Origin of the sequence: Streptomyces sp. Da 82-17 (genome assembly GCF_046098215.1) — a bacterium.
GTDB lineage: Bacteria > Actinomycetota > Actinomycetes > Streptomycetales > Streptomycetaceae > Streptomyces.
The window spans coordinates 1-18,042 of record NZ_JBJURH010000021.1 but is presented as its reverse complement, the minus strand read 5'-3'; the positions used below and the strand labels follow the sequence as shown (position 1 = coordinate 18,042).

19 protein-coding genes are annotated in these 18,042 nt (G+C 70.2%); 5 read left to right on the top strand and 14 right to left on the bottom strand.

The window, feature by feature from the left end; translation table 11 throughout:
• Positions 1–90: 90 nt before the first annotated feature.
• The 3 genes from ACIDOF_RS29095 to ACIDOF_RS29085 form a co-directional block, all read right to left on the bottom strand.
• The gene (locus tag ACIDOF_RS29095) at positions 91–870 is read right to left on the bottom strand and encodes an exodeoxyribonuclease III (RefSeq protein ID WP_409009116.1); all 780 of its coding nucleotides are present in this window, start codon (positions 868–870) and stop codon (positions 91–93) included.
• Positions 871–965: 95 nt separating this feature from the next.
• Positions 966–1,607 (bottom strand): MBL fold metallo-hydrolase, encoded by a 642-nt coding sequence (locus ACIDOF_RS29090; RefSeq protein ID WP_409009239.1) that lies wholly within the window; start codon positions 1,605–1,607, stop codon positions 966–968.
• A gap of 98 nt (positions 1,608–1,705) precedes the next feature.
• Positions 1,706–2,986 carry an alpha/beta fold hydrolase gene (locus tag ACIDOF_RS29085; RefSeq protein WP_409009115.1) on the bottom strand — a complete coding sequence of 427 codons (1,281 nt, stop codon included), beginning with the start codon at positions 2,984–2,986 and terminating at the stop codon, positions 1,706–1,708.
• Between the two features lie 880 nt (positions 2,987–3,866).
• Between ACIDOF_RS29085 and ACIDOF_RS29080 the strand changes: the two genes are divergently transcribed.
• Positions 3,867–4,145 carry a hypothetical protein gene (locus tag ACIDOF_RS29080; protein WP_409009114.1) on the top strand — a complete coding sequence of 93 codons (279 nt, stop codon included), beginning with the start codon at positions 3,867–3,869 and terminating at the stop codon, positions 4,143–4,145.
• Positions 4,146–4,322: 177 nt separating this feature from the next.
• Here the strand turns inward: ACIDOF_RS29080 and ACIDOF_RS29075 are convergent, their stop codons facing one another.
• A complete protein-coding gene (locus ACIDOF_RS29075) occupies positions 4,323–5,276 on the bottom strand; it encodes a GlxA family transcriptional regulator (RefSeq protein ID WP_409009113.1) in 954 nt (317 codons plus the stop codon).
• A 19-nt stretch (positions 5,277–5,295) separates the two neighbouring features.
• Between ACIDOF_RS29075 and ACIDOF_RS29070 the strand changes: the two genes are divergently transcribed.
• On the top strand, positions 5,296–6,180 hold the full coding sequence (locus ACIDOF_RS29070; RefSeq protein WP_409009112.1) for an alpha/beta fold hydrolase: 885 nt from the start codon (positions 5,296–5,298) through the stop codon (positions 6,178–6,180).
• A 94-nt stretch (positions 6,181–6,274) separates the two neighbouring features.
• Here the strand turns inward: ACIDOF_RS29070 and ACIDOF_RS29065 are convergent, their stop codons facing one another.
• Both ACIDOF_RS29065 and ACIDOF_RS29060 read right to left on the bottom strand, forming a co-directional pair.
• A complete protein-coding gene (locus ACIDOF_RS29065) occupies positions 6,275–7,516 on the bottom strand; it encodes an MFS transporter (protein WP_409009111.1) in 1,242 nt (413 codons plus the stop codon).
• Positions 7,517–7,552: 36 nt separating this feature from the next.
• Positions 7,553–7,972: a MerR family transcriptional regulator gene (locus tag ACIDOF_RS29060; protein ID WP_409009110.1), complete on the bottom strand. Its 420-nt coding sequence runs from the start codon at positions 7,970–7,972 to the stop codon at positions 7,553–7,555.
• Between the two features lie 175 nt (positions 7,973–8,147).
• Between ACIDOF_RS29060 and ACIDOF_RS29055 the strand changes: the two genes are divergently transcribed.
• Together ACIDOF_RS29055 and ACIDOF_RS29050 are read left to right on the top strand one after the other, a co-directional pair.
• Entirely contained in the window at positions 8,148–8,528 is a 381-nt protein-coding gene (locus ACIDOF_RS29055) for a DsbA family protein (RefSeq protein WP_409009109.1), read from the top strand.
• Positions 8,529–8,554: 26 nt separating this feature from the next.
• On the top strand, positions 8,555–8,875 hold the full coding sequence (locus tag ACIDOF_RS29050; protein ID WP_409009108.1) for a DUF427 domain-containing protein: 321 nt from the start codon (positions 8,555–8,557) through the stop codon (positions 8,873–8,875).
• A gap of 168 nt (positions 8,876–9,043) precedes the next feature.
• Here the strand turns inward: ACIDOF_RS29050 and ACIDOF_RS29045 are convergent, their stop codons facing one another.
• The 3 genes from ACIDOF_RS29045 to ACIDOF_RS29035 all read right to left on the bottom strand — a co-directional run bounded on the left by ACIDOF_RS29045 (position 9,044) and on the right by ACIDOF_RS29035 (position 12,015).
• Positions 9,044–10,492: an alanine/glycine:cation symporter family protein gene (locus tag ACIDOF_RS29045; protein WP_409009107.1), complete on the bottom strand. Its 1,449-nt coding sequence runs from the start codon at positions 10,490–10,492 to the stop codon at positions 9,044–9,046.
• Between the two features lie 205 nt (positions 10,493–10,697).
• Positions 10,698–11,078 carry an ion channel gene (locus tag ACIDOF_RS29040; RefSeq protein WP_409009106.1) on the bottom strand — a complete coding sequence of 127 codons (381 nt, stop codon included), beginning with the start codon at positions 11,076–11,078 and terminating at the stop codon, positions 10,698–10,700.
• 424 nt (positions 11,079–11,502) lie between these two features.
• Positions 11,503–12,015, bottom strand: coding sequence for a GbsR/MarR family transcriptional regulator (locus tag ACIDOF_RS29035; RefSeq protein WP_409009105.1), 513 nt, complete (start codon positions 12,013–12,015; stop codon positions 11,503–11,505).
• A 134-nt stretch (positions 12,016–12,149) separates the two neighbouring features.
• On the opposite strand from ACIDOF_RS29035, the gene ACIDOF_RS29030 reads away from it, so the two are divergent.
• Positions 12,150–12,650 (top strand): DUF6653 family protein, encoded by a 501-nt coding sequence (locus ACIDOF_RS29030; protein WP_409009104.1) that lies wholly within the window; start codon positions 12,150–12,152, stop codon positions 12,648–12,650.
• An 18-nt stretch (positions 12,651–12,668) separates the two neighbouring features.
• Here the strand turns inward: ACIDOF_RS29030 and ACIDOF_RS29025 are convergent, their stop codons facing one another.
• From ACIDOF_RS29025 to ACIDOF_RS29005, 5 genes are read right to left on the bottom strand one after another with little or no spacing between them, the layout of a single operon-like run.
• A complete protein-coding gene (locus ACIDOF_RS29025; protein WP_409009103.1) occupies positions 12,669–13,016 on the bottom strand; it encodes an alpha/beta fold hydrolase in 348 nt (115 codons plus the stop codon).
• A gap of 12 nt (positions 13,017–13,028) precedes the next feature.
• Entirely contained in the window at positions 13,029–15,017 is a 1,989-nt protein-coding gene (locus ACIDOF_RS29020) for an ATP-binding protein (RefSeq protein ID WP_409009102.1), read from the bottom strand.
• On the bottom strand, positions 15,014–16,387 hold the full coding sequence (locus tag ACIDOF_RS29015) for a hypothetical protein (protein ID WP_409009101.1): 1,374 nt from the start codon (positions 16,385–16,387) through the stop codon (positions 15,014–15,016). Before ACIDOF_RS29015 ends, ACIDOF_RS29020 begins: the two co-directional genes overlap by 4 nt.
• Positions 16,384–17,457, bottom strand: coding sequence for a WXG100 family type VII secretion target (locus ACIDOF_RS29010; RefSeq protein WP_409009100.1), 1,074 nt, complete (start codon positions 17,455–17,457; stop codon positions 16,384–16,386). The genes ACIDOF_RS29015 and ACIDOF_RS29010 overlap by 4 nt, the downstream gene beginning before the upstream one ends.
• Entirely contained in the window at positions 17,457–17,789 is a 333-nt protein-coding gene (locus ACIDOF_RS29005) for a hypothetical protein (protein WP_409009099.1), read from the bottom strand. Before ACIDOF_RS29005 ends, ACIDOF_RS29010 begins: the two co-directional genes overlap by 1 nt.
• Positions 17,790–18,042 lie beyond the last annotated feature (253 nt).

Sequence of the window (18,042 nt, the reverse complement as noted above, 5' to 3'; positions counted from 1 at the left end):
GTTCCGCCGGGCGCGGGGAGCGCCCCGGACACCGCGGGGCCGGGCGGGACCGCTCGGTCCCGCCCGGCCCCGCGGCCGTCCCCCGGCCCGCTACACGTCCAGGTCCACCACGACCGGCGCGTGGTCCGAGGCGCCCTTGCCCTTGCGCTCCTCGCGGTCCACGTACGCGTCCTTGACGGCCTTCGCGAACGGGGCGTTGCCGTACACGAGGTCGATGCGCATGCCGCGGTTCTTCGGGAAGCCGAGCTGGCGGTAGTCCCAGTACGTGAACGGGACGTCGTACTTCAGGGGGCGCGGCACCACGTCGTTCAGGCCGGCCTCGCGGAGGGCGGCCAGGGCGGCGCGCTCGGCGGGCGTGACGTGCGTGGCGCCCTCGAAGAGGCTGATGTCCCAGACGTCGTCGTCGGTGGGCGCCACGTTGTAGTCCCCCATCACCGCGAACGGGCGGGAGCCCGCGGCGTCCCCGGCGACGGCGGCCTTCAGGGCCTCGAACCACTTCAGCTTGTACGCATAGTGGGCGTGGTCGGGCTCGCGGCCGTTCGGCACGTACACCGACCAGACGCGGACGCCGTCGCAGGTCGCGGAGAGGGCGCGGGGCTCCTCCACCCCCTCGTACCCGGGGTCGCCGGGCAGGCCCTTGACCACGTCCTCCAGGCCGACGCGGGAGACCACGGCCACGCCGTTCCATCTGCCGGTGGCGTTGACCGCCGATTCGTAGCCCAGCTCGCGCAGCTCGTCGGCGGGGAACTGCTCGGCGGCGCACTTGGTCTCCTGGATGCACAGCACGTCCGTGCCGCTGTTCTCCAGCCAGGCCAGGAGGCGGGGCAGGCGGGCGGTGATCGAGTTGACGTTCCAAGTCGCGATGCGCATGTCTCACAACCTACCGGGCGGGTACGACAACGGGCTCGGGGCTCCGGGATCAGGGCCCCGGGCTCCGGCTTCCGGGCCCGGGACCCGGGCCCGGCTCAGAGCTCGGTGCCGTCGCCGGAGGCGAAGCGGGTGTGCTCGGCGCCGCCGAGGTTCCCGATGTGGGTGTCGTAGATGGGCCGGGCCAGGTCGGTCAGGAGGGCGTCGTGGATGTCGACGGCCCGCCGCGGCCGGACCTCACGGACGTACTCGATGACCTCGGACACCTTGGACCACGGCGCCATCACCGGCAGGAGCAGGGTGTCGACCTGCTGCTCGGGCACGGTCAGGGCGTCGCCGGGGTGGAAGACGGCGGTGCTGCCGGGGTCGACGAGGAAGCCGACGTTGGTGATCCGCGGCAGGTCCGGGTGGATCACCGCGTGCAGCTCGCCGTGCACCTGCACGTCGAAGCCGGCGGCCGAGAAGGTGTCGCCGTGGCCGACCGTGTGGACGCGCCCCGGGAAGGCGGCCGCGATCTTCTCGGCGACGGCGCGCAGCGTCCAGATCTCGGCGGCGGGGTCGGCGTCGAGGGCGGCCCGCAGATGCCCTTCGTGGAAGTGGTCCGGGTGCTCGTGGGTGACGAGGATCGCGTCGGCGCCGAGCGCGGCGTCCTCTTCGCTGAAGGCGCCCGGGTCGAGGACGAGGGTCCGGCCGTCCTTCTCCAGGCGGACGCAGGCGTGCGACTTCTTCGTGAGCTTCATGTGTGCCATGGCACCATCCTGCTCCCGCAGGCTGTGTGGTTTCAGCCCGGCGGGAGCAGTGCACCGGCCGCCATCCCCTGTGCGGCCGGGGCGGCCGGTCAGTCCTCCGGCGTGGTCTCCTCGCGGATGACGGCCTGCGCCACCCGGAACGCGGTGTTCACCGCGGGCACTCCGCAGTACACGGCCGCCTGCAGGAAGATCTCCTTGATCTCGCTGGGCGTGAGGCCGTTCCGCAGCGCCGCCCGGACATGGAAGACCAGCTCCTCCCGGTGGCCGCCGGCGATCATCGCGGTGAGCGTGACGCAGCTGCGCATCCGCCGGTCGAGCCCGGGCCGCGCCCAGACCTCGCCCCAGACGTACCGGGTGAGCAGGTCCTGGAAGTCGCCGGAGAACTCGTCGGCCGCGGCGAGCGCGCCGTCGACGTGCGCGTCCCCGAGCACCTCGCGCCGCACCTTGAGCCCGCTGTCGTACGGGTCGGGGCGGCCGGCCGGAGCCGTCTCGTCCACCTCGGCGGGCGCGATCTCGGCGACGGGCGAGGTCGGCATCGGCGGGGCGAGGACCGGCTTGGGCGGGGTGGCGGAGATCGCCGAGTGCTGCTCGGTCCAGGCCGTGGAGAAGTGGCGTACGAGCAGGTCGGTGACCGCGGCGGGCTGCTCGACGGGGGCCAGGTGCGAGGCGCCGGGCACGACGGCGAGCCGGGCGTCCGGTATGCCGGCGACCAGCGTGCGGGCCTCGGCGGGGCCGGTGACCTGGTCCTCGGAGCCGACGAGGACGAGCGTGGGCACGCCGATGCGGCCGAGCTCGGCGCGGATGTCGAAGGCGGCGAGCGCTTCGCAGGCCGCGATGTAGCAGCCGGGGTCGGTGGTGCGGACCATCTGCACGGCCCAGTCGGTGATCGCCGGCTGGTTCGCGGCGAAGCCGGGCGTGAACCACCGCTCCGGGGAGGTACGGGCGACCGGGTCGAGGCCGTTCGTCCGCACTATCACGCCGCGCTGCCGGAACTCGTCGGCGGTGCCGAAGCGGGGCGAGGCGGCGATCAGCGCGAGCGAGGCGACCCGCTGCGGGTGGCGCAGCGCGAGGTCGGCGCCGATGGCACCACCGAGGGCGCAGCCCGCGTAACCGAAGCGCTGCACTCCGAGCTCGTCGAGGGTGGCAAGCACCCGGTCGCCGAGCCCGCTGACGCTGTCGGCCGCGTGGGCGGGCGCACCGCCGTGCCCCGGGAGGTCGAAGCGGAACACGCGCCAGGTCTTCGCCAGCTCGGGGACTTGCCGGTCCCACATGTGCCATGTGGTGCCCAGTGAGGGACCCAGGACCAGGACTGGGGCGTCTTCTGGCCCGTCAAAGCGGTACTGCAGGCTGTTCTTCGGTGTCTCACTCACCCGCCCGACCCTCTCATCTGTCACGACCGCCCCTATGCCCGGGGTCCTTGCTGTAGCTGTCCGACCAGGTGGAAGACGTTGCGGGCCGCCCCATTTTTCATGCAACGGGCGCTTTCACGCCGGGCCTTGTCCCCCTTGATCCGGCGCCCATAGTAGTCGGGGCGAGGAGACCATCCGGCGGGCACGGGCAAGTCGCCGCAGGGCAGCATGACATCGGCCTGTCGGCCGTCGTCGCGGCTGGGCAACGGAATTGCCGGCGGGCTTGGGGATGGCGCCACGGGGGGACCCTCGGGACACGCCCCGCCGACCCGGCGCCGACAACGCACCGTCCCCGGCCGGCAGTCGACAAAGTGACACTCAGACACTTCCTGCCAGTTCTGTCATGAGTCGGACCCCGGGCCCGGGACAGCACACACCCATCCTCCCGCCCGTCCACTCAATTCCGCACAGTCCCTCAGAACACGGCCAATCCCCTCACACAACAGCCCGCATCCGATCGCAATCGAACGCAACGTGCGGCGTCACGTTCAGGGCGCGTCGAACCGTGAAGCACGATGTCACGTTGACCCGCCGGTTCGAGGAAGGAGGGGGCCAGTGACATCCCTTGCGTGACCGCGACGGGAGACCCCCGTCGGAGTTGGATGCATCTAGCGTGCTTCTGGCAGGCCCGCTCCGGCGTCGGCGCCGCTCTCGTCACCGAGGCCGCCCGGCGGCCCGCGAGGGGGCTGCGCGTGACTCCACGTCGACTTCGAGGACGACCTGCGGCCGTTCTGCCTCGACGCCTGCGGACTCACCCCGCCCACGGCCTGCCTCCACGCCCCCGACTCCTCGGCCGACCCGTCCCCGGCCGTACCATACGGCCCTACCTACGGGAGGTGTCGTGAAGCGACGATGGAAATTGATGCTGGTCTGCAGCATTCCCGCGCTCGGGTTCTCGGGGCTCGCCGTCGCGGCCCTCGTGACGTTCGTCGCCGACGGCCCGACGGCCGAGTTCTGGTTCCCCACCAAGGACTCGGACAGCACGATGAGCGCCTGGGGCGCGTCCCTCGCCTATGCCCTCGTGGCGGCCCTCACCTTCGAGATCGCGCGGTCCGTGTCGAAGAGCGCCGACCGGACCGGACCGTCGAATGGCGAGGACCCGCCCGCCGACGCCCGCTGACACCGCCGACGAACGAACACAGGGCCCCCGCCACCCGGTACGGCAAGAACACCGAGGCGCACGAGGCCGCCTCCGCCCTCGCAGCGGGGCCCGCAGCCCGCCTTCGCCACGTACACCGTGTTGGTCGACGTGCCGGCTTGCAGCGCGTTGCCGACTTGCACGACGTGCGCGTCCGGCTTACCGGGGGTCGCCGAAGGTCCGCCGGTAGGCGCCGGGGGTTGTGCCGAGGTGTGCGCGGAAGCGGCGGCGCAGGTTGACTGCCGAGATGAGTCCGACGCGGCCGGCGATGGCTTCGACCGGCAGGTCGGTCTGCTCCAGCAGCGCCCGTGCGGCGTCGAGGCGTTGGCGGAGCAGCCACTGGCCTGGGCTGGTGCCGAGCTGTTCGGTGAACCGTCGGGCGAGGGTGCGGCTGGACAGCCCGGCTCGTTCGGCGAGCTCGTCGAGGGTCAGCCGGGCGTCGAGGCGGGAGGCGGCCCACTCCAGGAGCGGTGCCAGGGATTCGTCCGCCTTGGCCGGTGCGGGCTGTGCGGCGTACTGGAGTTGACTTCCCTCGCGGTGTGGCGGCAGCACCATGTACCGGGCGATCTGGGCGGCGTACGCCGCGCCGTGGTCGGAGCGTACGAGATGCAGGCACAGGTCGATACCGGCGCCGGTTCCGGCACTGGTCGCCACGTCGCCGTGATCCACGTACAGCACGTCCTCATCCACCGTCACCTCGGGGAAGGCAGCGGCGAGTTGGGCGGCGCGGCGCCAGTGGGTGGTGGCCCGGCGGCCGTCGAGCAGTCCGGCCTGCGCAAGGACGAAGGCGCCCGTGCAGATGGCGACGATCCGCGTTCCACGCCGGTGAGCAGCACGCAGCGCATCGGTGACGCGCGACGGGACCGGCGCGTCGGGCGGCTGACGGGCGGGGACGACCACGGTGTCCGCTTCCTGTAGGGCCTCGATCCCGGCGTCGACGAGCATCGCGTAGCCGGCGGTGGTCTGCAGGGGGCCGGGGTGCTCCGCGCAGACCTGGAAGCTGTAGCGGGCCTGCTCGTCCTGCGGGACGGTGCCGAACACCTCGCTGGCACAGGCGAGTTCGAAAGGCGACTGCGGCGGGGTGAGCAGGGCCACCACCCGATGGAGGTCCATGGCAGGAATATACCCATGGATGTCTTTGCAGACTCTCGGTTCGAAGGTTGCGGCGGGTGACAGTGGTCCTATGAGTGAAACCGCCGGAATGAACGTACTGAGGACCGCAGTCGAGGTCGACGGCGAATCGGCCAGCTACCTGACCGTGGATCAGGACGGTCCACCCGTATTGCTGCTGCACGGAACGTACTGGAGCCGGGTCTGGCTGCCTGTCCTCGACCTGCTCGCCGACGCGGGGCTGCGGCCCATCGCTGTCGACCTTCCCGGACTGGGGCGCTCGGGCGGCGAACTCACCCCGCAAACCGCCACGGTCCCCGCCCTTGCGGACTGGGTGACACGCTTCGCATCAGCTCTGAAACTGACCGGGCCGATCGCCCTGGGGGCCCATGACATCGGCGGCGCCATCGCCCAACATCTGCTCGCCCACAGGAAGTTGGAGGTGTCCCGGCTGGCCTTGGTCAACTCGGTCCTCTACGACTCCTGGCCCGCGCCCCACGTGGCCCGGTTCCAGGAACCGGGTGCCACCGAGGACGTGCTCGCCAACCGCCGCCAGGCCGTCACGAGGGTGCTGTCCGGCGCCGCCACCGAGGCGCTGATCGCGGACTACGTGGATCCGTGGACGGATGAACGCGTCCGCCGTTCCTGGACGGCCCTGGCCAGTGCGGCCGACAACCGCTACACCCTCGACCTCGTTCCCGCGCTGCAGCGTTCCACCGCGCCCAAGCTGCTGGTCTGGGGCGAAGACGACCTCCACGAAAGGGTCGAGTACGCCCAGCGGTTCGCCTCGGAGATTCCCTGCACCACACTCGTCCGCATCCCGGACGCGGATCACATCCCCACGGAGAACGAACCCGCTCTGATCGCCCGCGTACTCTCCGAGTTCTTCACCGCGGCACGCGCCTGAGGGGCACGCCGGCGTCGCGCGTCATGCGCATACCGGTGGGCCTTGCCACCGTGGACTGTGCGGTGGTGCTGCTCGCAGCGGACTTCGAGCGTTCTCAGCGAAGGTTCCGCCGTGACGGTCCGCCCGGGGTCAGTGTGAAGGAGAGGCCTATGAGGACGGCGGCTGCCACCGGTACGTACGGGACGCCGAGCGCGCTGATCACGGTGCCGCCGAGCGCCGCCGCGACGCCGGTGCCGAGGTAGAGGCCGGAGATGTTCAGGGCGAGCGCGGTCATGCCGAGGGAGGGGCCGCCGTCCGCCGCGGACGCGCCCGGCGCCTCGGCCGCGGCGAGGATGCTGCCCTGTACGGGCGGGGTTAGGCCCCAGGCGAACAGGGCCCAGCAGCCGACGACGAGCGACAGCACCACCGCGCTCTCCAGCTGCGCGTAGATCAACACCGCGGCGAGCAGCAGCGCCACCGCATGCCCGCCGATCACCAGCCGCAGGCTCCTGCGCGGACCCCACCTGTCGGTGACCCGGCCGGCGAGCAGCGCACCCGCCAGTCCGGCGAGGCCGACGAGGAGCAGCAGGAACGACAGGAGCCCGTACGAGCCGGAGGCGAGGTGTGCGGTGTACGCGCCGAGGTAGGTGTAGAACATCAACCCGCCGCTCGCCGCGAGGAACGTCACGGCGATCAGCCGGAGCACGGCCACGTTCCGCAAGGGCGCGAGCCGTTCACGCAGAGGGGCGGGCTCGCCTCCCGGCACCGCGGGGGCGGTGGCCCGCAGCCCGGCGATCGCCACCGCCCCCACGGCGGCGATCAGCCAGAAGCCGGCCCGCCAGCCCAGCGCGCCGGCCAGCCAGGAGCCGAGCGGCACGGCGGTGAACAGCGCGGCCGTCATCCCGGCGGTCACCACGCCCAAGTACCGGCCCTGTTCACCGGCCGGGGCGCCCGCCGCAGCGGTGGCGAAGGCCGCGGAGGCGACGACCGCGGCTCCCAGGGCCGCCGCGACCCGTGCCGCCATCAGCCACCAGTAGCCGGGCGCCAGCGCGGCGGCCACGTTGGCTGCGACGAACACGGCGAGCGCGCCGCTCATCACCGCCCGCCTCGGCCACCGTTCGCAGACCACCGCGAGGGTCGGCGCCCCGATCGCGTACACCACGGCGAACACGCTCACCAATTGGCCGGCCGCGGCCACGCTCACCTGGAGGTCTGCGGCGACCGCCGGGAGCACTCCCGCGATGATGAACTCGTCCGTGGCCGTCGCCAGCAGAGCGAGGAACAGCACGAACACCCAGCCGGGCAGGCCGGACTTCTTGTCTGTGGCAGCACTGCTGCTGCCTGTGTCGGTACGCATGGCTCGGCACGCTAAGCACTGACACCGGTGTCACCTTCAAGCCGACGTGGCCGCCTCGGCCCGCAACACATCACCCAGCGGCTCCTCGGGGCGGCCGGCCCGGAGGGTGGCGATCCGCTCGACCAACTCCGCCCGGTACCTGGCCAGTTCGGCCGCCTTGGCCTCCACGGCCGCAAGCCTCCCCTCGTACGTCGCAAGGATCTCGTCCGAGCCGTCCTGGCAGGCCAGGAACTCCTCGGTCTTCATGTCCAGGCACGGCGTCACCTGACGGATGTCGTCGACCGTCAGCCCCGCCCCGATCAACTCCCGCACATTCAGCACCCGGTGCACCGCCGACGCCTCGTACACCCGCCAACCGTTGCCTGCACGGTGCGCCTCCAGCAGCCCCTGCTGCTCGTAGTAGCGAATCGAGCGCCGACTCGCCCCGGTGCGCTGCGCCAGTTCCCCGATCTGCACGGCCTCTCGTCCTCTCACGTCGCGCGGATACGTACGGACAACGGGGCGGCGGGCCCGTACATGCCCGGCCAGGCGCCCACTCCCGGCCGCCGGCCGCGGAGAGAGGACGTCGTCGTCCGGTCAAGTCCGTCTTCCGGGCAGGCCATCCGGTGCCGAAGCGCGCGATCCTGGAGACATGGAGATTGAGATCCTGGTCGTACCGGACTGCCCTCACCAGCGGCCGGCCGAGGAGCGCCTGCGGGCGGCGCTGGAGGCCGTCGGCCTGGCCGCAACCGGCTTCCACACGCGGGTCGTCGGCGACCTGGCGGAGGCCGAGCGGTCCGGTTTCACCGGCTCCCCGACGTTCCTGATCAACGGACGCGACCCGTTCGCCGAGCCGGGAGTTCCGGCGTCACTGGCCTGCCGGATGTACCGCACCGCCGACGGCCTGGCAGGGGTTCCCGACACGGGGCGTCTGCGGGAGGCTCTGAGGGCTGCGGCCGGTTCGGGCGGCGGAGTGCAAGCGCGCTCACCGTCAGATCGTTCGTCGGCGCTCTGGCGTCGTCGTATGGGCTAGTGGATTCGCGTGGGAGGTGGCCGGTCATGATGCGCGCCGTGTGGAACGACACCGTGCTCGCGGCGGCCGAGAAGACCGTGGTGGTGGAGGGGAACCACTACTTCCCACCCGAGTCGCTGCACCGTGAGCACTTCACCGAGAGCCGGGCCAGGTCGCTGTGCTTCTGGAAGGGGCTGGCCCGCTACTACACCGTGACCGCAGGCGGGCAGACCAATAAGAACGCCGCCTGGTACTACCCGCACCCGAGCCCGCTGGCCCGCAGGATCAAGAATCACGTCGCCTTCGGGAACGGTGTCCTGGTCGAGAACCGCCCCGCGGACCCCGCCGACCCCGAGGGGAAACAGTGAGCCCCACTCGCGTACGGGGCGGGCCGTGGGCCGGGGGCCGGTGGTGCGCCGGGGCCGCGTGTCCTGGCGTGCACCTGGGCTTCCGGCTGCTTGCCGAAGGGCGGCACCCCTTGTCGGGATGCCGCCCTTCGATGGCACGTGCTGTGGTCTCGCGGGAACGTGTCCGGGTCAGCGTGTGCCGACCTGCGCCCGCTCCTTCGACGGGTCGTCCTCGTCGGCCGCGCCCCAGCAGTCCACCTCGCCGCGCAGGCCCGGCACCTGGTCCTTGCGGAAGACCGGGTCGAGGCCCTGGCGGCGCTGGGCCATGTAGTCGTCGAGGAGGCGGAAGGCGACCGCGCCGAGCGGGATGATCGCGATCAGGTTGACCAGGACCATCGCACCCATGGTGACGTCCGCGAGGCTCCAGACCAGCGGGACCGAGCCGATGGCGCCGAGGACGGCGCAGGCGACGACGACCACGCGGTACGAGCTCATCACGCCCTTGCTGCGGGTGATGAACTGGATGTTGGACTCGCCGTAGTAGTAGTTACCGATCATGGAGCTGAAGGCGACCATGAAGACCACGAGGGTCAGCAGGTGGCCTGCCCAGGAGCCCAGCGCGCCGGTGAACGCGGACTGGGTGACGTCCGCGCCGCCGCGCTCGCCGAGGGTCGGGTTGGCGGAGAGGATCACGAAGGCGGTCATGGTGCAGATGACCAGGGTGTCGAAGTAGACGCCGAGGGTCTGGACCAGGCCCTGCTTGACGGGGTGGGTGGTCTCCGCGGCAGCGGCGGCGTTCGGGGCGGAGCCCATGCCGGCCTCGTTGGAGAACATGCCGCGCCGCACGCCCTGCAGGATCGCCGTGCCCACGGCGCCGCCCGCGACCTCGCGGAAGCCGAAGGCGCCGCCGATGATGTCGGCGAGCATGCCCGGCACGTTGCCGAGGTTGAGGAGCACGATGACCAGGCCGACCAGGAGGTAGAGCCCGGCCATCACCGGGATGAGGACCTTGGTGACGGCCGTCAGGCGCTTCACGCCGAAGAACACGGCGAGCGCGAGCAGCACGGCGAGCACGACGCCGAGCAGAGGGTTGAACCAGGAGGCGTCCGTGCCGAAGGAGCCCTTCGTCGCCACCGTGATGGTGTTGGACTGCACCGCGGTCAGCACGAACCCGAACGTCAGCGTGATCAGAACGGCGAAGACCACGCCCAGCCAGCGCATGCCGAGGGCCTTCTGCATGTAGTAGGCAGGGCCGCCGCGGTAGGTGCCGGGCTCGGTGTCGGGCACCTTGTACAGCTGGGCCAGAACCGACTCGACGAACGCCGAGGCGCCGCCGACCAGGGCCATCATCCACATCCAGAAGACGGCGCCGGGCCCGCCCATGGTGATGGCGGTGGCGACGCCGGCGATGTTGCCGGTGCCGATCCGGGCGGCGGCGGAGATGGTGAAGGCACCGAAGGGGCTGACACCGGACTGCGGCTTGTCCTTGAAGACCCGGAACATCTCCGGGATGAGGCGGATCTGCACGCCCTTGGAGCGCAGTGTGAACCAGACGCCGGCGACGGCGACGAGCGGAATCAGCAGGTACGTCCAGAAGACGTCGTTGAGTTCGACGACCCAGGTTTCCAACGTGCTCATGCGAGTGCTTCCCGGTTCCTCGTGAGTCGGGGAATCGGCCCTGTCTCTGCATGCGCGTACAGGTGGTGCACGGAGCGGACGCCCGGGCCGAACGGCGCGGAGGTAAAAACTCCGCAAACGCCAGGACTGTAGGCCGGGGCACCTGCGCCTGCATACGGTTCCCGTAAGTGTCCTGTCTCACATCAGCTGCTGGACCGGGCCATGGCTACGGGACACGGTGGTTCGCGCCATCCCGGCGGCGGGCCAGCGCCGGGTAGATGCCCAGCACCCAGGCCACGGTCGCCGACAGCAGGACGAAGCCCACCAGCGCCTCCATGGGCGCGAGGACGCGCAGCCACCCGGCGGCGGGCGCGATGTCGCCCAGGCCGAGCGTGACCAGCGAGACGTACAGCGCGTCCACCGGGCTCGCGTGCTCGGTCGGTTCGAGGCCAGCCGCGTACGAGAACCGCTGCGGCATGTGCGGCCAGTACACGAGCGCCCAGCCCACCGCGACGGTCAGCGCCCACAGCGCCACCACCGTGACCATGCCCAGCGGCCCCACCCGGCGGGCCTGCGCCGGATGCCGGAGCGGGAGGACAACCGCCACAGGCTCATCATCACCAGCCTGCTGAGCCCGCCGTGCCGGGTGGGGTGCCAGAGCGTGTGGAACACGTCCCGCAGGATGAGCAGGACGAGGGCGAACCCCGCAGTCGTCGAAAGCCACGTCATCCCCGCACCCTTCCCGGTCCGGGACGCACCCTCCCCGGCGGGGCCGCCGATCTCAGCACGATGGCCGTCATACGGCGCCACCCGCCGGGCCCCGACGACTGGCACTCGCGCTTTCTGGGCCGTGACGTTGGAGCGGCCCTCGCCGTACTCCAGCCCGTTCATTTCCCGGCCTTCTTCCGGCTTCGCGTTCCAGGCCCTTGAATTCCCCCCCCCCAGGGCGGCAGCGACCGCCACTGCCTACGGCACTGGTGCGCTCAGCGACGCTTCCGACGCCGGAGAGTCGGACACCTGCGCTTACTGGCTCACCCAGCCTCCCGCGCCTCCTGCTCGGACTGCTTCGCGGTGAACTCCGTACGCCATCGGTCGATCAGCGGGGGCAGTTCGCGAAGCATGAACGTGTAGAAGTCCCGCATCTCGGTCAGCCGTCGGGCCGCCGGGGTGGACGGGTCCCCTGCCGCCGCGAGGCCCTGGTCGGCGACCTCCCCCATGGTGGCGAGGAGTTGGTTCTGCTGGGACATGAGGGTGGCCCAGGCACCGTCCGGGAAGCGGTAGTGGTCCCTGCGACTGCCGGGTGCGGGGACGCGTTCGAGGAGGCCGCTGGGCGCGAGCTGCTTCACCGCGCCGGACACCGCTCCGGAGCTGATCTGCAGCACCGCGCACAGGTCTGCGGCAGTCATCGTCTCCTGCCTACTGAACAGCAGGCAGGTCATCACCCGCGCCGTGGTCTTCTGCATACCGCCCTGCGCGAGGATCAGCGCCAGCTTCTCCGCCGCCTCCCGCAGCCGCTTGTCGTCGTCACCCATGCAGTCACCCATGCCGCCATCCTAGCGAACTCTCCACATCATTCAGAGTGTTCACAGATCTCTGAAACTTCTGTACGGTGGAGGAGTCCTGGGCGCGATCGGCCGGCGTGGCCGCAGTGCGCCCTGCTCCCGAGGAGGAGATGTCCATGACCCGCATCAAGGCAGCAGCCGACCTGCACGGGATGTCCGACGAGTCCTGGAGGCGGCACGCCAACCCCTGGAGCGTCTGGACCCGTTTCGCCGCGATCCCGGCCTTCGAGCTCGCGGTGTGGAGCCGACAGTGGCTCGGCTGGTGGTGCCTGGCCGGCGTCGCCGCCGTCGTCGCCTGGCTCTGGCTCAACGTGCGGCTCTTCGGCCCCGTCGGCCCTACGAGCTGGGCCGCGCGAGGCATCTACGGCGAGCAGCTCCACGTCGAGGGGAAGGTCCCCGCCGAGCACAGGACGATCCTCAACTGCCTCATCGCAGCTGGCCTGTTCGGCTTCGCGTTGATCGCCTGGGGCCTGACCGCCCTCGACATCTGGCCGCTCACCGTGGGCACCGCCCTCGTCGTGCTCGCCCAACTGTGGCGGATCGACCGGTACGGACTGCTCTTCCAGTACGTCGGAGAGCAGACAGACGGCAGCCGGCCCCGCGGCGCCGCAGCCTGAGGAATGCTTCTCCCTTGGTCACGGGTGCACGGCATCCACCAACCCGGCCAGGTACTGGGGCTGTTCCTCGACCTCGAGGTGGCCGGCGTCGGACATCACCTGGAGTTCGACGCCGAGGGCCGAACGGATGGCCGGAGCCAGGGCGCGCGGCGGCAGCAAGATGTCGCGATCCCCCCACACACAACGGCAAGGCTTCTGCGCGGCGTCGACGGTCGCGGCTCTGCCGAGGGGCGCACCGTAGCGACGGGCGAGTTGCACCCGGTCGAGGGGCACGGTGAGCAGGTCGACCGTGACTTGCTGTCGGCCCGTGAAGTACGTTTCCGCAACCTGGTGCAGCGCTTCGTAGCCGGCCTTTGGGGGCTTCATCTCCAGTCCTGCCTAGGTGAGGATCGAGCTCAGGGCACGGCGGACGCGCAGCGCCGTTGCGCAGCTCTCCGTGGCCACCAGGAGGACGTCGTCCGGGGAGATGTCCGCGTCGACGATCGGTTCGGCCGAGTGGAAGGTCGTCAGCTCGCGGTCGTCCTTGCGGTCCCAGACCTGCACCGCATGCGGGCCTACGTCGAAGGCCAGTGGCGCAGCTCTGCGTACGTCCTCGGCCGTGAGCCCGAGGCGGTCTGAGTTCGCGGTCAGGTCCGTCGTGTCGAGCGGGACCGGGCGGTTGAGGTCGCGGACCAGCAGGCCCGCCTCGCTGCCTTCCTGGAGTGGGAGCGCGCCGGGGGTGGTTGCCGGTACGACGAGGACCGCGGCTGCCTTGGCGAGCTGTACGGGGCCGGATTCGTCCGCGTTCTCGGGCGGGAGCAGGGTTCCGGAGGAGATTCCCCGGACACCGGGAACCGGCAGTGTCCACAGGGTCTGCCAGGGCAGGTCGACGGGCAGGCGCCGAATCGCTTCGGCGAATTCGTCCAGGCCGTCCTGCAGGAACGCGGTCTCCAACAGAGCCGCCCGCTGCGGAGGATGTGCCCCGGTGCGGATGAACAGCGGTGCCGTGCGCAGGTACGTGTGCGCGGGCGCTCCGAGGGATTCCACCGGCACTGCGGACACCGCCGCGAGCAGACGCACCGGGTCGGCGTGGACGAACAGGCCCGGGTCGGTGAGGAGTCGGGGAAGGAGGCCGGCCTGCAGAGTGTGCTCGGCGATATGGTCCTTCACGTAGGAGTCGGCCCTGGCCCAGTCCTGTTCCGGCACCGTCTGCAGCAGGGACACAGCGATACGGGACTGTTGATCGGGGACGTTCTTCAGGACCGAGAGCACTTCCGTGCCGAGAACCGGGTGCACCAGCTTCAGGCGGGCCTCCGCGCCGCGCGGTTCCTCACGGGACACGAACGGCTCCAGGGCGCTGGTGCCGAGCAGCGCCGCTGGGTCGGTACCTGTGTCGTTCACGGCGTCGACGAGGCGTCGCCACATCGACTCGGGCAGACTGTCGGCGGCGGTGAGAGCAAGGGGCGCCAGCGCAGTGTGGAGCGTCTCCGGGGTGGTGCCGGTCCGCTCGGCGTGCCACATCAGGGCTGCACCGACGGTTACGGGCAGCCGCTGTTCGTCGTCGGGCGTGGCACAGGCGAAGTCGTCAGGGGCGGCGAAGAGGCCGCGTACGACCAGGTCCATCACGAGGACGTTGTTGCCCGCTCGGCGGGTGATCGCGGCGGCGAGAGCGGTGCGTTCCGCGGGATCGGTGGTGAACGGCAGCTCTGGCGCGCCGAGTTGGGGATCGAGTGCGGTCTCCACCTGCCCGGCCAGGCCGTCCGCGTTCCACCACTGCGGGTCGTCCACATCGATGACCAAAATGTCGTCGGCGGGCAGGTCGCGCGTCAGCTCGCCGACCAGCTCCCGGGGCAGATCGAGCAGGAGCCGTACGTTGTCGGTGGCGGCGAGCGGCCTCAGTACATCCCGCACGAGGCGGGCCGAGCCGTCGGCGGCGCGCCGGTCCGCGTGGTCGATGTCCGGCACCACGATCGTCACCGGTTCGCTCAGGGCCGCCAGGCCGGCGCCGAGTTCCCTCATGCGCGCGGGGCCTTCCGGCGGGGTCGCGAGGCCGAGGTGGTGGGCGAGGGCCCCTGGGAAGTCCTCGACCGTGAGCCGGCCCGGGCGGGGCACCAGTGGAGCAGTGGGCAGGTCCGGCGGGATGATGGCCGGGTCCATGTCGGTCAGCGGGAGGCGCTGCCGGAACTCGTCGTCGCACAGCATGATGAACCCGGTCACCAGGCGGGTGCGCCCCGCTCCGGGTGTGCCGGTGAGGGCGACGGTTCTCGGGATCCCGGAGCGTTCTGCCCGCCAGTCGGCCAGAAGGCGCAGGACGGCGTCGCGGCCTGCGACATAGGGGTGGGGTGTGTAGCTGTTCTTCGCGGGGGTCTGCGGCTGCGGCTCGGTCATTGTGGTTCGGGTTTCTCTTTCAGGGAATCCGGCAACAGTTGCTCCAGTGCCTCGCCGCGTTCCGCTGACGCCCCGTAACAGGCGAAGAGCAGCGACAGGAAGGCGAGAACGGCCAGGACCAGGGTCGCGATCGTTCCAATACCCAGAGCCATGACGCCCATCAGCACCAGGGTGAAGAGCAGCCAGCCGAAGCCGCTGGTGTGCTGTTCGGCGCTCCACTCCGGGTATCGGCGGATCTCGCGCGGCTTTCGGCGCCCCTCGCCCTCGGAAACAGCGGTGGTCGGCTCACCGGCCCGAGGGCCGACCTCCCTGTTGTCAGCGGTAACTCGCCGACATCTCAGGTAGTGGTCTCCCGAGGCCAGCACACCCGCGCCGGCGCCGTCGCCGGACGCGATCCAGTAGAGCGCCGCCGGGAGACGGGTCTGCCGGTCCTGCAGGGCCCGGGCGGCGGCGGCCGGATCGATGCCTCGATCGACCACGGCCTCGAAGCGCTCACCGTCTGCACCCGTGGCGCCCGCCAGCAAGAGGCATGGAGCGGGCTTCAGTTCGGGCTGGTCGTTGGGGCCCGTCTTGTTGTAGTCCTTCGCCGAGGGACTCTCGGCCAGCGTGACTGTGCCGGCGGCGACCCGCACCGGCAATCGTCTGACCCGCCCGTCGCGAAGAGCCTTCCTGAAAGCCCTGGGCAATCCGGGAGACGTGTACAGGAGTGCCGCGAGGAGCAGGACGAAAAGGAGTACGAGGACGAGAGAGGACATGCCCGACTCGGGCCCCCCGGTCTTCTCCTCCAGCTCCGCGCGGTCCTCTTCGAGGAAGACGCCCAGCTCCGGTGCCGCGGGGGCATAGAGGGCCCAGACCTTGTCGCCCGGCTTCACGGGCTGCCGGGAGTCGAATTCCGCGACCTTCGACGTGTTCCCGTCGGCATAAGGGATCGAGGCGCGCACGTCGAGGCGGAAATGGCGCGAACCGCGGTCACGCCCCTTGCGTTCCGTGGAGATAACCTCGTCGACCCGGACCTGTTCGATGACATGCCCTGCCTCGACCATGCGCTCGGCGGCGGGTGAGACGTGGATCAGAGCGCCCACGAAATAGACCAGGATCATGAACCAGGCCAGCGGGAAGATTCCCTTCCACAGGGCGCGAAGGTCGGGCCACCAGGGCCGCGGGCCCGTTCCGCCGAATTCGTCGAAGGTCCGCCTGCGTACCGTCGCGAGGCAGCCGACGATGCCGAGCGCCGCGACCGCGAAGCACCCGATGAGGTCCCATCGGGGCGTCGGGGCCGCATAGTGCTGTGACAGGAAGGCGAACGCGGCCGCGAATCCGATACCTGCGAGGGTCAGCCACGCCGCGACAGCGCGCGAGCCGGATCTCATCCGAAATCTTCCTCCAAGGCCCTGACTTTGTCTTTGGTCACACCGCCGGTACTCAGGGCGGCACCGCCGAGGATGCCTTCGACCGCCACATGCGGATTACCGCTCGGACGTGGCCCGGCAAGGTGGTTGGCGCCGTGCACCATGCCGCCTCCGGCCACACCTCCGATGGCGTTACCGAGGGCGTCGTAGGCGTAGTCCTTCACCGAGAGATCTTCTCCGAGGGCGAATTGGCGAATTCCGTCGACGCCCACACCGCCCACGACGTTGCCTGTGACTCCTTCGGTGATGGCGCTCAGCGCAGGTCGCTGAACCATGCTGCCCGCCTTCATGCCGATGCCCGTGCCGAAAGCGGAAGCAGCGACTCCCTGCCAGGCGGCATTCGCGAAGTCCTCGCCGGACATCTTCCCGCCGTTCGCCACGGCGGTCGTCACGACATTTCCAGCGGTATTGGCCACGGCGTTCACGCCGAAGTTCGTCAGGTGCTTGCTGCTCTTGGCGAAGTCCTTGATGCCCTTGAGGCCCTTGAGTGCCTTCTGGACCTTGTTGAGACTCGACAGCCTGCGGAAGATCGCAGCGATCCGCTGCAGCAGCGTCCCGAGCCGCCCGGCGATGCGGACCGCCTGTGCTGCGAGCCGGGTGATGTTCGCGGCAGCGGCCGCCCCGGTGAGGCCGAAGGAGAAGAAGGACGTTGCGACACCGACGGCAGCCGTGACGCCGATCTCCAGATAGATCTGGTGAATTTCGTCGTTGCACTGCTCGATCGCGTCGGCGGCCTCGTCGAGCCCGCTGGCGACCTCGTCGAACTCCTCGACGGAGTTCTCCACCGCGACCTTGAAATCGTGAAAGTGCTTCTTGAACGCCTCGGCCGCAGGGCCCCGCCAGGTGTGCCCGACGGTGTCGTTGATGTCCCTCTCGAGGGCGGTGAGGATGCTCTCCTCACCGTCGAGATCCTTCTTCAGCTTCCGCCATGCCTTGGCCGCATCGCGCAGTACGTCGGGACGACCGCCGGGGTTGACCAACTCGATGCCGAGCTCGACGAGTTCCTCGGCCGCCGACTCGTCGCCGGCCATCAGTTGCCTCCGTCGGCCTTGCCGAAGAGAACAGCCGTGGCCTCGTCGTTCACCTCGGTATTCTCGTTGACTTTCCGCAGTGAATCGGCGATCTGATCCAAGTATTCGTGGATGAACTTGATCGCGTCCACGGCACCCTCGGAATATCCGATATAGGCGGCGTTGGTTTCCTCGGACTCGGTCAGCATGCCGAAACCGTCGGTGATGGCTTCTTCACCGGTCTTGCTCTCGAACTCCTTGAGGAAAGCGCGCAGATCGTACGCCTGCATCTCGAACTTCTTGGCCAGATTCCGCCCGGCACCATCTGCGTAGTACGGCGAGTCATCAGCCATGTACTGCTACCCCTCTCTGCGAGCTGACACGTGTCGACCAGCCCGATTCGGGCCCGGTCGAATACGGGCAGCCACCCTAGGCTGCACAAGTCACCACCTGAACACCGGGCAGTCACAGCCACCAAGGAGCCTCCGACAACCTGCCACGAAGGCCGCCGGCGCTCCCCTCTGCCGGGTTCCGGCAAACACTGCGGGGTGCCGGCTGCCCGTCAACGACCTGTCATTGCCGCGTATGGGACGTGTAAAGTGCGCC

What these genes read in the sequence shown, in the direction of transcription:
- ACIDOF_RS29055 (WP_409009109.1), top strand. Translation starts at nt 8,148, where the DNA reads ATGGAGATTGAGATCCTGGTCGTACCGGACTGCCCTCACCAGCGGCCG.
- ACIDOF_RS29050 (WP_409009108.1), top strand. Translation starts at nt 8,555, where the DNA reads ATGATGCGCGCCGTGTGGAACGACACCGTGCTCGCGGCGGCCGAGAAG.
- ACIDOF_RS29005 (WP_409009099.1), bottom strand. Translation starts at nt 17,789, where the DNA reads ATGGCTGATGACTCGCCGTACTACGCAGATGGTGCCGGGCGGAATCTG.
- ACIDOF_RS29035 (WP_409009105.1), bottom strand. Translation starts at nt 12,015, where the DNA reads ATGGGTGACTGCATGGGTGACGACGACAAGCGGCTGCGGGAGGCGGCG.
- ACIDOF_RS29020 (WP_409009102.1), bottom strand. Translation starts at nt 15,017, where the DNA reads ATGACCGAGCCGCAGCCGCAGACCCCCGCGAAGAACAGCTACACACCC.
- ACIDOF_RS29090 (WP_409009239.1), bottom strand. Translation starts at nt 1,607, where the DNA reads ATGAAGCTCACGAAGAAGTCGCACGCCTGCGTCCGCCTGGAGAAGGAC.
- ACIDOF_RS29030 (WP_409009104.1), top strand. Translation starts at nt 12,150, where the DNA reads ATGACCCGCATCAAGGCAGCAGCCGACCTGCACGGGATGTCCGACGAG.
- ACIDOF_RS29015 (WP_409009101.1), bottom strand. Translation starts at nt 16,387, where the DNA reads ATGAGATCCGGCTCGCGCGCTGTCGCGGCGTGGCTGACCCTCGCAGGT.
- ACIDOF_RS29045 (WP_409009107.1), bottom strand. Translation starts at nt 10,492, where the DNA reads ATGAGCACGTTGGAAACCTGGGTCGTCGAACTCAACGACGTCTTCTGG.
- ACIDOF_RS29065 (WP_409009111.1), bottom strand. Translation starts at nt 7,516, where the DNA reads ATGCGTACCGACACAGGCAGCAGCAGTGCTGCCACAGACAAGAAGTCC.
- ACIDOF_RS29010 (WP_409009100.1), bottom strand. Translation starts at nt 17,457, where the DNA reads ATGGCCGGCGACGAGTCGGCGGCCGAGGAACTCGTCGAGCTCGGCATC.
- ACIDOF_RS29095 (WP_409009116.1), bottom strand. Translation starts at nt 870, where the DNA reads ATGCGCATCGCGACTTGGAACGTCAACTCGATCACCGCCCGCCTGCCC.
- ACIDOF_RS29070 (WP_409009112.1), top strand. Translation starts at nt 5,296, where the DNA reads ATGTCTTTGCAGACTCTCGGTTCGAAGGTTGCGGCGGGTGACAGTGGT.
- ACIDOF_RS29075 (WP_409009113.1), bottom strand. Translation starts at nt 5,276, where the DNA reads ATGGACCTCCATCGGGTGGTGGCCCTGCTCACCCCGCCGCAGTCGCCT.
- ACIDOF_RS29025 (WP_409009103.1), bottom strand. Translation starts at nt 13,016, where the DNA reads ATGAAGCCCCCAAAGGCCGGCTACGAAGCGCTGCACCAGGTTGCGGAA.